We start from the raw sequence: 12,765 nt of genomic DNA on the forward strand, positions 1-12,765 counted from the left end.
GAGCCTTTTTGAATCGTACATTGTGGTTCTAAGTTTTAGGCTTTGAAATCATTTCAGGTTGTGGTTTACCATACTGATCTGCCATAACTTCAACCAAAAACTCAGGCTTAATATATTTTTTGATCACTGCATCTATATCTTTCTTCGTCAGTTTTGCAAATGCCTGATCTCGTTCTAGTCTTGAAAGCTGTGTTTTATTTTGCTCAAGCTGACTGTTCAATCCACGATGAATACGGCGCTCATCCTCTAAATTCGTGACACGCTGTTTCATAATATTAGCTTTAGCCGCTTCAAGCTCTTGCTCCGTCACACCATTCTTTAATAAGTCAGTGAATACTTTATGCACACCTTGAGAAACTTGAGCTGATTTTCCTGCTGCATAATTAGCACTTACACCTAGAGCACCAGCATTGATAAAATTATCCAAACTCAAACTACTTCCAAAGCTGTAAACCAACGCATTTTTTTCACGTAACTCCATGGCAAGGCGTGATGATAATTGTGACTCGCCTAGAATATGGCTCAACACATATAATGCTTCTGCATCAGGATGATTATTACCAACTGGAATGGCAATAACCGCTTGATAATTACCAAATTGACGCTGTTCAGCCAGCGCATGAACTTTTTGAGCAGGATAATCTATATGACTGCCCTGCAAACGTTGGTATGGTTCTTTTGTCTTAGACTGACCTAAAGATGAATTCAAATATTTCAGAATGGCTTTGTCATCAAAATCACCAGTCACCGATATTTGACCATTTTGAGTTGTAAAATACTTTTGGTACAAAGCTTTAATTTGATCATTGGTGATGGTTTCAATTTGCTGCTTTGCTAGCTCAGGTTCAAAATGATATCGCAAATCACCTGGTTCATATCGCTCTACGATTCTAGCGATAGTCAGTCCTGCAACAGTTTCAGGCTCTGTATATGGTCGATTTAATGACGATAATGTTTGCGATTTGATGAGGTCAAACTGACTTTGCTCAAATTTCGGATTATTCATAACGTCGACAATAAACTTGAAGAATTCTGGAAATTTTTCTTTCTTCGCAGATACGTTAATCACAATACCATTATCAACAGCTGAAGCAGATGCTCGACCACCCGCCTCGATTGATTTGTCTGCAATATCTTGCAGGCTATACTGCTCAGAAGCTCTCAATAGCAAATAAGACATAAAGCCTAGTGCTTCACCTTGATGCTTGAGTGATTGTGCTGTCCCGAAATTTAAAGATATCGATGCGTAAGTTTTGTCATCGCGTGTTGAAGTTGGGAATAGTGCATAATGCATCCCATTTTTCAAAATACCACGCTTGATTTTTTTCTCTAACTTTTCAACATACTGTTTGGAATTTTTTAAGTGCTCAGCCACTTCAGCCTTATACACAGCTGGGTCTTTTAAAGGCTCTTCTTGAGTTGTCACTTGATCTAAAGTTTTTGAATCTTGCTCATTAGCGTCTAGCTCGAGTGCCTTTTTTTGATCCTCAGGCGTAGGTTGTATGTCTCCCGAAATGCGATGCTCAGCAACCAAGAATTGATTTATTGCTTGATTAACTTGATCGACATTTAAACTTTGTATCTCTGCTTGATCTTTAAAATATTTTGCCCAATCCCCATTGGATGAAACCACATAATCACTAATGAAACCGCCCACAGAAGAAGCATTGGTCATCATGCTCTCTTGACCATTTTTAATCATGTTTTTGACACGATTTAATTCTGTTTCATTAAATTGATGCTTTTTCTCAATTCCTTTTTCTAGAGACTGGGCAACTTTTTTCTCATCATGATTAGGAGCATATACTGCCCCCATAAAAACAAGATTAAAATCAGGTGTTAACCATGTCGTCGATTGAACCTGTGTGGCTGTACCTGTTTCTACAATATCTTTGTACAAATGACCACTAGGTTGCATTGTAAATAAATAAGGTGCTAAAGCGAGTGCGGTCTGTGTTTTTTGCTGGGCGCCATTGAGATAAATATTGTATTTACCTAAATCACCTCCCTTTTGCACGATAAATTGACGATCTTTGATCTTGGTCGAATCAAGCATTGGAACTTTGGTTGACTCAGGAATTTGACGCGCAGGAATTTGATTAAAATTTTTATCTACTGCTCTCAGAATATCCGCTTTATCAAATTTACCTGCAATCACTAGAACTGCATTATTCGGTGCATACCATTGTCGGTAAAATTGATTCAGTTCCTTCATGTTGATTGACTGAAGCTCAGTTAAATCACCAATCGGTAGACGACCTAGATACTGATTTCCGTAAGCAGATTTCCAAATTTGATCCATCAATACTGAAAAAGGTTGATCCATTCGAACCTCACGCTCTCGTTTTACGATTGCGATTTCTGACGGAACAAATTTTTCCTGAAGTACGAGCTTATCCATTCGCTCTGCCTCCAGATACAACATTTCATCAATGGCTTTTTTTTCTGGACGGATGACACTCATATACTGGGTAGAATAGTAGTCAGTCATCGCATTACTCATGAGCGTATGCTGATCTAGACGACGTTGAAACTCATCTCCTTTTACATTTTCTGTGCCTTTAAACGCGAGATGCTCAAGTAAATGTGCTAAACCACCTTTACCTTGTGGGTCATTCAAAGCTCCCGTTAAATACACCATATTCATAAAAATTTTATTTTCTTTAGGTATTGGTGCCAAAATTACCCGTAAACCATTTTCTAGTTTGTATTCTTCAATATTTTGTTCAGTCTTGACCAAAACAGGTTGCGCTAAACCGCTAGAACTGACCGCAACGATCATTAAAGTAAGTGAAAGTTTTTTAAAACGAGTTAGCATTGTTCTTCCAATTATTGATATAAAAAAAATTGATCACACGCCTGACAAGGGTATGATCAATAGGGTTTATGCTTTAAAGGTAAATTTCAGCTTTCATATAAAGTTTGGCATAGCCAGAAATTTCAATTCTTTGATTCTCTTTAAGTTGGCAATACAACACGCCACCTCGTTCTGAGCTTTGAAAAGCAATAAGTTCTGTTTTATTCAATTTCTCAGCCCACAAGGGTGCTAATCCTGTATGCATAGAACCTGTTACAGGATCTTCATTGATGCCTTTATGTGGTGCAAAATAACGTGCCACATAATCATATTGTTCTGATGCTGCAGTTATAGCAATATCAGGATGATCGGATGCTGTAATACAAGTACTAACCTCATATGCTTCAGCAATTGCATTAATATTGGCAAAATTAGGTTTGGCATCAAGCACATCTTGTTCACTTTCCAAGACTAAAATATAAGCTTGTTGATTTAGATAAATTTCCTTGATTGGACGATCAACCACTTCTTTTAATAACTCAGGAAACTCTTCAGTTAAATGAGGGATTCGAACAGGGAAATTCATTGTAATTTTTCCATCATCTTGTCGAGTGATGGTAAAAATTCCTAAATCTTTGACATGAAATTTAATTTTTTTCGCTTGAGTATACTCATTAAAAAGTACATAACTGCTCGCTAAAGTGGCATGACCACAAAAATCGACTTCAACTTTAGGTGTAAACCAACGGATTTCATAATTTTCATCATCAATAATTTTAACAAAAGCCGTTTCAGCCAAATTATTTTCAAATGCAATATTTTGCATGAGTGATGTATCAAGCCATTCTTCACTGACCACTACAGCTGCAGGATTCCCCTTAAACAACGCTGTAGTAAAGGCATCAACTTGATACATTTTCATAAATACACCCTAATATTTCCAAACTTCTAATTGAGAATAATAATCTTTTATCATTTCAAATCATAGATTAATTTCAATCTTGACTATAAATTATTGCTTCACAAAGATTCGTTCATAAACTGTATATTTCTAATGATTTTCCATAAAAAAACCCTCACATGAGGGTCTTTTGCTATTTACGCTTTTTGAGCGCTTTCTTTAAATCTTTTAACTTAGATTCATGCTTAGAAATTTTCTTAAGTCTCGATTTAATTTGATCTTTTAAATCTTTAATTTTTAACTTGGACTTATTCGCCATATCTTATCTTCCTCGTGTCATTCACTTTAAATTGTTAATGCTTGAATTTACTGACAAGAATGGGGCTTCATCCCTAAACTCCCATTCGATTTAAGATTAATGATTTAACGATTTTGTTGATCTAAATCAGATTGCTGTTGTGATTGTTGACGGGACTGTTGCTGATTCTGTTGCTGTTGATCTTGTTGCTGTTGCTGCTGATTGGGTTGCTGTTGATGTGGCTGTTGACCTTGTTGACGTTGCTGGTGATTTTGTTGCTGTTGCTCATTTTGATCTTGATTGTATTGATTACTCATTTCATATCTCCATGATTATCAGATTTTGATACTGATCTTGAATTCTTTTTCACTTGAATTAGACCAGTACAAATAACCATAACCCTTTTGCATGAAACTGCGAGCATAGAGCTGTATCAAAATACTGCATCGTAACTTTCATTCTGTAAGCTATATAAATTTCAGAGGATTAAAATTGATACGTGTTACGAGGCTTACAAGGCTCTATCATTTGTTTACTTGTATTAACGAGGCTTATTCCTCTGGTTTTAAATATGGATATGGATTTGTAGCACCACTCGTTAAATAAATCCCATAATGTAAATGCGGAGGTGTATTGATCGCATTGCCAGTATTTCCCACATATCCTAATACTTCACCGACTTCAACCCAGTCACCTTCTTGGATGTGTGCTGCATATTCATCTAAATGTGCATAGTAATGGCGACTTAACTGAGGTCCTACCACCCAGACCACTTTACCTCCCAAACTATTTGTGCCGATACGACTTACAATACCTTGTGTTGCACTCAATACTGGCGTACCTCGTTTGGCAAAAATATCAATTCCTTGATGTGTACGACCATTTGAACGTGCCGCGCCCCAAGTATCTGCTAATTGAGTTTCTTTTACGCCTTCAACAGGTATCGCTAATGGCACTGTCAACGCTTGCTGTTGAAGTTTCCAGTACAAATATGGATATTGTATTCCTGCTGTTTCGCCCGAAGTTGGGGGCTGACAAGCAGTAAGCATCCAACTGATTGCAATGAGTGATCCAATAATCCTTTTTTTCATATACAACCCAACCCCTTAAATTGAGTTAAATTTTAGCGTCTGATCGACGTTTGCATTGTATTGTTTAAATTAAAAGCACTTGTCAGAAACCAATAAAAGCCTGCTTATACCGATTAAATCGTCAGAATTACATATTTTTTTTGATCAATACGATACTTTCTTTTTTGAATCACGCATAATAGTCACCAATTCCCCGATTTATTTTGTTTGACTTCAATGATCGAATCCTCAGATCAATTCAGGATGTTCATAAATTCTTGATAAGTCAGACCTTTCACTATTTGCACATTATTGAAGTTTTTATATGAAAATCGTCATTCTCAATAAACCTTATGGCGTTCTCTCCCAGTTTCGTAAAGACGAAGCGCATATGACAATGTCTGATTTCGTTGACGATCCGACTTTACGTCTTGCTGGACGTTTAGACATGGACTCTGAAGGTCTAGTGTTTTTAACCGACCATGGTGGTTTAAATCAGTACATTACCAACCCTGCCAATAAGAAATTTAAAACTTATTTGGTTCAAGTTGATGGTGATGTGACTGAAGAGGCTTTAGAACAGCTTCGTAAAGGTGTAGAGCTTAAAGACGGTATGACTCTACCCGCAAAAGCTGTAAAAGTTGAACAGCCTGAGTGGTTATGGGATCGTGATCCTCCTGTTCGTTTCCGTGCTTCTGTACCTACTTCTTGGGTTGAAATTTCGATTTGCGAAGGTCGTAACCGCCAAGTTCGACGTATGACTGCAGCAGTAGGTTTCCCAACTTTACGTCTTATTCGCACTAAAATTGGATCAATAGACTTAGTACAGATGGGTCTTGAATCTGGCGAAACTAGAGAAATTGAACCATTACTTTATCCTGACTTTCAAAATGTTCCTGCAGAAGAGCCATACCGCTCACGCTCTTATGTGAAGAAACCGGGCGGTACAGGTGGCAAGCCGATTAATAAGAAAGTCAATAAAGATGGTACTAAGAAAAAATCGGGTACTAAACGTATTTGGCAAATGGAAGAACATGAGAAACCACGTCGTAAGACCAATGGTACTACTCGCCCAAATACAAAAGCTCCACGTGGACGCGCACGCTAAGCTCAAGCTATTGTATAAAAAAGTAAAAAGGATGCGATTGCATCCTTTTTTTATACATAAATTAACTTAAATAATCTCTCATTTTAAGTACACTTTTTCGATTATTTGCTTATTGTGTAGTTGATACTTATGAAAAAATTTACGCTTGCTCTTTCAGGTTTTGCATTTTCAACATTCACTTTGGCAAATCCTTTAAGTGTTCATGTGCTTAATCAAGAAACTGGTCTTCCATCCTCAAATATTGCAGTTACCCTTGAAGCGCAGCAGGGTGAAAAATGGGTAAAGCTCAACGAAGCTAAAACGGATGAAAATGGTCGTATCAAGGCTCTATATCCAGCTGAAACAGATCTTCAAAAAGGTGTTTACAGAGTAACTTTTAAAACGGGTGACTGGTTTAAAGCAAATAACAAACGTACTTTCTTCCCAGAAGTGCCAGTGGTTTTTGTGATTGATGGTAGTTTAGATCATTACCATATTCCGTTGTTATTAAGTTCATATGGTTATTCAACCTATCGAGGGAATTGATTCTCTTCCGATAATTGATACATGATTTTCATTATTTATTCGAATATCAAAGTAATGTTGCGATTGAAATTTATTTCCATATATATCTTCAAAATTAATAATTAGTCTGTATGTTAATTCGCAACATTTACTTAAAATCTCTGATTCACCTTTAGATAAATAATTTGAGATCCAAACACTAGTAAAGTCATTAATTCGGTTAAGTTGCTGTAATAGTCTAAGATTGTCAACTCCACCTAACACCTCAACAAAACATGCCTTTTCCTTACCATCATTGAAAATTCTAAACTGAAGTAATGGTGCTTCTTGATATTCTATTTTTGCATTTACCGCATCGATAGGGTGTGGATTTAATCTAATTTTTGACTGAGCTACAACTAAAATTGGTTTCACAGACTCATGTATCGAACTATAATAATTTTCTGATCATCTACTAATCTTTTCTGTTGTTTGACATTCTCTCGTATTTCATCAATTTGAAGCTGTAATGCTTTTTCTTGTTGTTCTAAGGCTTTGGTATTTTGTTCAAGCTGTTTACCTTGCTGAACATAACCAAGAACAAGCCAAAGAAAAGCAATAGGTGCAAAAATTCCAGCAAGTGCATCCCCCAATTCATTGAGAGATACTGGACTTTGTAAGTTAGCAAAAAACCAAATCAACGCAATGACTAAAAGCCATATGACTGTAATTACAATACCCCACACCAAACTTTTCTGATTCATCTTCTGACAATAAAAAACCCATAGCTAAGTATGGGTTTTACATGAATTTTATGACCTAGGCAAATTAAGCTTTAAGCCATTTCTCCACTCTAGATTGATCGGAAACCTTAAGTTCTACTTCAGTGAGTTCACTACCACCTGATTGAACTTCAAATTGCATTAATTCATCACGACGGAAAGCATGCACATTAAAAGTACCTTCCAATTTTGCATACTTGTCGAGTTGTTTAGTGGTCGCCTTCAAACCATCAACTGCGATGATAATATCATGAGCAGAAAGCCCAGCTTTAACACCAGCGCCATCACGACGAGCAGACTGAATTAATACACCTTCAGGTTTATCTACAAGTTTTAAACCAAATGGTAAAGATTTATCATGCTTTAAAACATAGTCTAAGCCAAATTCAGGGAACAATTGATCAAGCGGTAACTCATCCGTGGTATTAATCAAATGATTAATTTGTTCAGACCAATCATCACCTGTTAATTCCTGGCATAATTCATAGATGGTACGTTCATGAACCTGTGTACCCTTTTGCGTATTTTCATACAGCTTACGCATCAATGCATCAAGACTTGAACCTCTTAAACGTAAACCTAAATCTAGACACAGCGCTACTAAGCAACCCTTGTTATAGTAACTTGTGCCAGCATTGTTAGAGTTTTCATCTTGACGATAGAATTTGACCCATGCATCAAAACTTGACTCTGCAACAGTTTGAACAAAACGACCTGGATTTTGCAAATAACGATCGATCTGCGCCTTTAACAACTTCAAGTAAGATTCCTGAGAAATCACACCACTACGCAGTAGAATCAAATCATCATAGTAGGACGTAAAGCCTTCAAAAATCCACAGCAAAGAGGTGTAGCCCTCTTTGTCTAAATCATAATTCACAAAATTTTCAGGGCGAATAAATTTCACCAACCATGAATGAAAATATTCATGGCTACACAACCCTAAGAAACGCTGATAATCAGCGGAAGGTTCAACAGGCTCATTGGACTTAGGTAGATCATCACGTGGAGAAATCAAACTTGTTGAGTTCGGGTGCTCTAAACCACCATAACTGTTACCCGTCGCGATGGTCATAAAAGTGTAGTTTTCAAATGGTGCTGAACCAAACATGGATATTTCTGTCGTACAGATTTTCTCAATATCTTGTTTCATACGTTCGACATTCATCGCATGTTTGCCAGAAACCACAAACTCATGTGGTATACCATTTGCTTCAAAAGCAAAACGAGTTTGATCTGCAAGTTCAAATGGTGCATCAATCAATTCAGCGTAGTTTTTTGCCTTAAGCGTATAGCGACCACGCACTAAACTTTTAGATGCCAATCCTGTAGCGAGTTGGAAATGTTTCAATTCATCTGGCAAAAATAACTCAACTTCTACCGCTTTATCTTCTTGTCCTTCTAAACCTAAACATGCACAAGCAGGATTCACATATAAGCGTGTTTCATCAACATAAGCACCACGTACTGAGAGGTCGTATGCATAGACGTCGTACTCAACCGTAATCAGCTCAAAATCAGTATTAAATAACTGCCACTTATTTTTTTCATTTTTACGAATCTTGAGTATTCGACCATCTTCATCATAGGCACGAACAGACTCAATATGTTTTGAAAACTCTCGAATGAGATAACTTCCTGGAATCCAAGTTGGCAAGCTCAATACTTGAGTTGGTTGAGCAACGAAACGAACAGTAACGTGAATGAGATGCTGACGAAAGTCGTCAAATTCGATCTGATAATGCAACATAATGTCTTAATTGAGAAACTATAGAACCAACTTGTATTTAGATTAGCATTTTTTTACTTGGAGTTGCGCGATTCGTATTAATTGTCTACAAATCTGACTAGAGTTTCAGAAAAAAAAGGCATAGCATGCGGTGTGCTTGATGATCTATGCCATTGGATTGGCTTATATAGGTAAACCCGTTGAAACTCTACTCTGCTCTACTCATAATTTTTAGTTTTTTTATAGTAAATATCACACATGCTTCCTTGTTCGAAGTTGCACCAGAAAGTTTAGAAGCTGAAGCATGGACTGTCTTAGATCCACAATCAGGTCAAGTCATTACTGAACACAATAGCCATGTCCAACGTGCACCAGCTTCGTTAACCAAAATGATGGTGGCTTACATCGCGCTGAAAGACATTCAAGCGGGTAAAATTAGCAAAAATGAAGTTATTACTGCCACACCAGTTGTCAATGTAGTTCAATGGGATGAGTCTCAGATGTATCTGAAGCCGACTCAACAAATTACGATTGATCAGCTTTTGGCAGGCTTAATTATCATGTCTGCCAACGATGCTGCTGTCACATTGGCTGAACGAATTTCAGGATCAGTGCCTGCATTTGTTCAACGCATGAATCAAGAAGCCAAAGCACTTGGCATGAAAGATACAAACTTTGCCAATCCCGCGGGCATTACAATGGATATGCACTATTCAACAGCGCATGATTTAGCCGTGCTCGCACAAGCACTCACCAATGAAACACCCGATTACCTTGACTACTCGAAACAGCAAAGTTTTACTTACAATCAGCATTTTCACCGTGCAACGAATATCTTACTTAAACAAGATGCTACTGTTGATGGTTTAAAAACAGGGTTTACTCGTGCTGCAGGCTATAACCTTGCACTTACAGCCAACCGACCAACTCAACAATTTGACCTCAATCAAAGGAGACTTATTGTTGTGGTACTCGGTGCTCAAAGTGGCTTTAAACGCGCTGAAATCGCACATCAACTTTTAAACCTATCCTATGCCTATACACGCAATGAAATTGCAATTAAAAATAAGCAACTAATTGCTGAACTCCCTGTAGTCGCATCTACCTTAAAAAGGTTCAAAGTCGAAACTAAAAAGCCAAGTATCGTGACGACCTCTTTGTATAACGCGAATCAAATGATTGATATGCGTAATTTTGACAATCAAACTCATCGTTTGATTCAAGCAGATGCTTTTGGATTCACTTCAGCTCTTGAGCCTTTACAGCAAACTCAAACGCATATGAACGTCGAGCTACTAACACAATCATTAACCGCACCTATCGCGCAAATTCAGCAGTTGGCACGTATTCATATCTATCAAAATAACAGACTCATTCAAACGGTATTGATTGAAGATGAACTTCAAATTGATGAAGCATCATGGTTTGAAAGTATTTTGAATTGGTTTAAACAATTATTTAGTTTTGGATCTGGCAGTACAAATCAAGCAAAAATCTATCCTTTAAACTGATTGCAGTTTTTTATTGTAAATCTGTAACTTGTAATACAAAAAGAACAATTCTTTTAAAAAAGAGATGGCATATTAACCCCATCTCTTTTTTATTTATGACGCTATAAAAATAGGAATATTAAATGTCGAATCTTCATCATATTGTCATTGTGGGTGGTGGTGCTGGTGGCTTAGAACTAGCAACACAACTGGGTGACACGCTGGGCAAATCGAAAAAAGCAAAAATTACATTAGTGGACCAAAAGCTCACACATATCTGGAAACCACTTTTACACGAAATTGCAGCAGGTACGTTGAGCCCTAGTGATGAAGAAACAAATTATTTTGGTCATGCTGCGAAGCATCATTATGAGTTTGTATTGGGTAAATTCGAACAATTAGATCGTGAAGCCAAGACCATTCAATTGCTCAAACCTGTTGCATCAACCTATGACCAATCGACTGATCATTTAACGCTAAGTTATGACACTCTTATTCTGGCGGTTGGTTCGGTTTCCAATGATTTCAATACTTCAGGTGTGCAAGAACATTGTCACTATTTAGATAATCCAAAACAGGCTGAACAGTTCCAGCAGCATCTACTTCATCTTTATATCGAAGCTCAAAATAATAATGACCATCGTGAGCTGCATATTGGCATTATAGGTGCAGGTGCAACTGGCGTTGAGCTTGCAGCTGAATTAGTTCAAGCCAAACAAAACTTCTTTAAATACGGTCTTAATAAAATTGACCCTAAAAACGTCAAAATTTCGTTAATCGAAGGCGCTGATCGTATTTTACCGGCTCTTTCTGAAAAAATGTCAGACCACAGCACTAAGCAGCTTAAGCGCATGAATGTGGATATTTTAACGTCTAAGCGTGTCGAAAAAGTGGATGCTGATCAAATTTACTTTAATGATGGAAGTTCAATTCCAGCACAATTAAAAGTTTGGGCTGCAGGCATTAAAACTCCAGCAGTGATTCAAAACCTAGAAGGCTTCGAAAAAGATCGTATGGGTCGCTTACACGTATTTGCAACACTCCAAACAAAAGTAGATCCGAATGTTTTTGCTTTCGGTGATTGCGCATACTGTATTTTAGATGCCCGTGAAACAGCTTTAGGACCGCGTGCGCAAGTAGCAAGTCAACAGGCTGCTTTCCTCGTTGATGCAATGAAAGCGCGAATTTCAGGAAGATCACAACCGATGTTCAATTTTTCTGACAAAGGTTCACTTGTGTCTTTAAGTGAGAATAAAGCAGTCGGCGAATTACTAGGTCAGGTCAATGTCCAAGGATTTGTGGCGAAGTCGATGTATGTATCTCTTTACCGACTGCATCAAGCCACGATTTATGGTTATGCACAGGCAGGATTACTCACAGCCAAAGATTTTGTGACCAGAAAAATAGCACCTAAAATCAAATTGCATTGAAAAATCTAAAAGACGCCCCAATGTAATATTTAAGCGTTATAAATTATCGAAACTGCATTTTTTTTAGAAAATTGTCTACAAAAATTGGTTTTCACTTTATGATGTACCCTTAAAATATTTGAATGGATCATTAACATGACAGTTATTGCAAATGACCTTGTGGTTTTATTTAACTATAAATTGACTAATGCAGAGGGTGAAACTCTCGATCAATCTCAAGGTGAACCACTTGCATATTTGCAAGGCGCTGGCAACATTATCCCTGGCTTAGAAAAAGCAATGTTAGGTAAAACGACTGGTGACAAATTCACAGTAACGATTCCTGCTGCTGAAGCTTATGGTGAGTACAACACTGATTTAGTTCAAGAAGTACCTAAACAAATGTTCCAAGGCGTAGACAACATCGAAGCTGGTATGCAATTCCAAGCGCAAACTGATGATGGCGTTCAAATTGTGACTGTTAAAGCTGTTGAAGGCGAAAACGTAATCGTTGATGCTAACTTCCCGCTTGCTGGTCAAGACTTAACATTTGATGTTGAAATCGTTGAAATCCGTGAAGCTACTCAAGAAGAGTTAGATCACGGTCACGTTCACGGTGTAGGTGGTCACCACCACTAAGATCTACGGATTTTAGGACAAAAAGGTGAAGCTCCTGCTTCGCCTTTTTTTTATGCAAA

13 protein-coding genes are annotated in these 12,765 nt (G+C 37.5%); 5 read left to right on the plus strand and 8 right to left on the minus strand.

Annotated elements, in window-relative coordinates:
* Positions 1-28 precede the first annotated feature (28 nt).
* The 5 genes from AC1M9N_RS06975 to AC1M9N_RS06995 all read right to left on the minus strand — a co-directional run bounded on the left by AC1M9N_RS06975 (position 29) and on the right by AC1M9N_RS06995 (position 5,087).
* Positions 29-2,818, minus strand: coding sequence for a M16 family metallopeptidase (locus tag AC1M9N_RS06975; RefSeq protein WP_481954494.1), 2,790 nt, complete (start codon positions 2,816-2,818; stop codon positions 29-31).
* A 73-nt stretch (positions 2,819-2,891) separates the two neighbouring features.
* Positions 2,892-3,719: a PhzF family phenazine biosynthesis protein gene (locus tag AC1M9N_RS06980; protein ID WP_092767133.1), complete on the minus strand. Its 828-nt coding sequence runs from the start codon at positions 3,717-3,719 to the stop codon at positions 2,892-2,894.
* Between the two features lie 172 nt (positions 3,720-3,891).
* Positions 3,892-4,017 carry a hypothetical protein gene (locus tag AC1M9N_RS06985; RefSeq protein ID WP_257219857.1) on the minus strand — a complete coding sequence of 42 codons (126 nt, stop codon included), beginning with the start codon at positions 4,015-4,017 and terminating at the stop codon, positions 3,892-3,894.
* A gap of 104 nt (positions 4,018-4,121) precedes the next feature.
* The gene (locus AC1M9N_RS06990) at positions 4,122-4,313 is read right to left on the minus strand and encodes a hypothetical protein (RefSeq protein ID WP_035268717.1); all 192 of its coding nucleotides are present in this window, start codon (positions 4,311-4,313) and stop codon (positions 4,122-4,124) included.
* 234 nt (positions 4,314-4,547) lie between these two features.
* A complete protein-coding gene (locus AC1M9N_RS06995) occupies positions 4,548-5,087 on the minus strand; it encodes a M23 family metallopeptidase (RefSeq protein ID WP_481954495.1) in 540 nt (179 codons plus the stop codon).
* A gap of 304 nt (positions 5,088-5,391) precedes the next feature.
* Between AC1M9N_RS06995 and AC1M9N_RS07000 the strand changes: the two genes are divergently transcribed.
* Entirely contained in the window at positions 5,392-6,174 is a 783-nt protein-coding gene (locus tag AC1M9N_RS07000) for an rRNA large subunit pseudouridine synthase E (protein WP_035268720.1), read from the plus strand.
* Between the two features lie 129 nt (positions 6,175-6,303).
* Entirely contained in the window at positions 6,304-6,699 is a 396-nt protein-coding gene (gene uraH / locus AC1M9N_RS07005; protein ID WP_481591371.1) for a hydroxyisourate hydrolase, read from the plus strand.
* On the opposite strand, the gene AC1M9N_RS07010 is transcribed toward uraH, so the two are convergent.
* The 3 genes from AC1M9N_RS07010 to AC1M9N_RS07020 form a co-directional block, all read right to left on the minus strand.
* Positions 6,679-7,092, minus strand: a complete 414-nt coding sequence (locus AC1M9N_RS07010; protein ID WP_481608809.1) for a hypothetical protein — start codon at positions 7,090-7,092, stop codon at positions 6,679-6,681. The genes uraH and AC1M9N_RS07010 overlap by 21 nt on opposite strands.
* Positions 7,089-7,421 (minus strand): hypothetical protein, encoded by a 333-nt coding sequence (locus tag AC1M9N_RS07015; protein ID WP_481608808.1) that lies wholly within the window; start codon positions 7,419-7,421, stop codon positions 7,089-7,091. Before AC1M9N_RS07015 ends, AC1M9N_RS07010 begins: the two co-directional genes overlap by 4 nt.
* A gap of 64 nt (positions 7,422-7,485) precedes the next feature.
* Positions 7,486-9,189 carry a M61 family metallopeptidase gene (locus AC1M9N_RS07020; protein WP_481608807.1) on the minus strand — a complete coding sequence of 568 codons (1,704 nt, stop codon included), beginning with the start codon at positions 9,187-9,189 and terminating at the stop codon, positions 7,486-7,488.
* A gap of 179 nt (positions 9,190-9,368) precedes the next feature.
* On the opposite strand from AC1M9N_RS07020, the gene AC1M9N_RS07025 reads away from it, so the two are divergent.
* The 3 genes from AC1M9N_RS07025 to AC1M9N_RS07035 all read left to right on the plus strand — a co-directional run bounded on the left by AC1M9N_RS07025 (position 9,369) and on the right by AC1M9N_RS07035 (position 12,706).
* The gene (locus AC1M9N_RS07025) at positions 9,369-10,679 is read left to right on the plus strand and encodes a D-alanyl-D-alanine carboxypeptidase family protein (RefSeq protein WP_481954496.1); all 1,311 of its coding nucleotides are present in this window, start codon (positions 9,369-9,371) and stop codon (positions 10,677-10,679) included.
* Positions 10,680-10,801: 122 nt separating this feature from the next.
* On the plus strand, positions 10,802-12,088 hold the full coding sequence (locus AC1M9N_RS07030) for an NAD(P)/FAD-dependent oxidoreductase (protein WP_481608805.1): 1,287 nt from the start codon (positions 10,802-10,804) through the stop codon (positions 12,086-12,088).
* Between the two features lie 135 nt (positions 12,089-12,223).
* A complete protein-coding gene (locus AC1M9N_RS07035; protein WP_092767151.1) occupies positions 12,224-12,706 on the plus strand; it encodes an FKBP-type peptidyl-prolyl cis-trans isomerase in 483 nt (160 codons plus the stop codon).
* Positions 12,707-12,765 lie beyond the last annotated feature (59 nt).

The organism is Acinetobacter sp. ANC_7655, assembly GCF_056784015.1.

Excerpts from the sequence above, each read along its gene's own strand:
- AC1M9N_RS07000 (WP_035268720.1), top strand. The coding sequence starts at position 5,392 with ATGAAAATCGTCATTCTCAATAAACCTTATGGCGTTCTCTCCCAGTTT.
- AC1M9N_RS06995 (WP_481954495.1), bottom strand. The coding sequence starts at position 5,087 with ATGAAAAAAAGGATTATTGGATCACTCATTGCAATCAGTTGGATGCTT.
- AC1M9N_RS07030 (WP_481608805.1), top strand. The coding sequence starts at position 10,802 with ATGTCGAATCTTCATCATATTGTCATTGTGGGTGGTGGTGCTGGTGGC.
- AC1M9N_RS06985 (WP_257219857.1), bottom strand. The coding sequence starts at position 4,017 with ATGGCGAATAAGTCCAAGTTAAAAATTAAAGATTTAAAAGATCAAATT.
- AC1M9N_RS07035 (WP_092767151.1), top strand. The coding sequence starts at position 12,224 with ATGACAGTTATTGCAAATGACCTTGTGGTTTTATTTAACTATAAATTG.
- AC1M9N_RS06990 (WP_035268717.1), bottom strand. The coding sequence starts at position 4,313 with ATGAGTAATCAATACAATCAAGATCAAAATGAGCAACAGCAACAAAAT.
- AC1M9N_RS07015 (WP_481608808.1), bottom strand. The coding sequence starts at position 7,421 with ATGAATCAGAAAAGTTTGGTGTGGGGTATTGTAATTACAGTCATATGG.
- AC1M9N_RS07020 (WP_481608807.1), bottom strand. The coding sequence starts at position 9,189 with ATGTTGCATTATCAGATCGAATTTGACGACTTTCGTCAGCATCTCATT.
- AC1M9N_RS06975 (WP_481954494.1), bottom strand. The coding sequence starts at position 2,818 with ATGCTAACTCGTTTTAAAAAACTTTCACTTACTTTAATGATCGTTGCG.
- AC1M9N_RS06980 (WP_092767133.1), bottom strand. The coding sequence starts at position 3,719 with ATGAAAATGTATCAAGTTGATGCCTTTACTACAGCGTTGTTTAAGGGG.
- uraH (WP_481591371.1), top strand. The coding sequence starts at position 6,304 with ATGAAAAAATTTACGCTTGCTCTTTCAGGTTTTGCATTTTCAACATTC.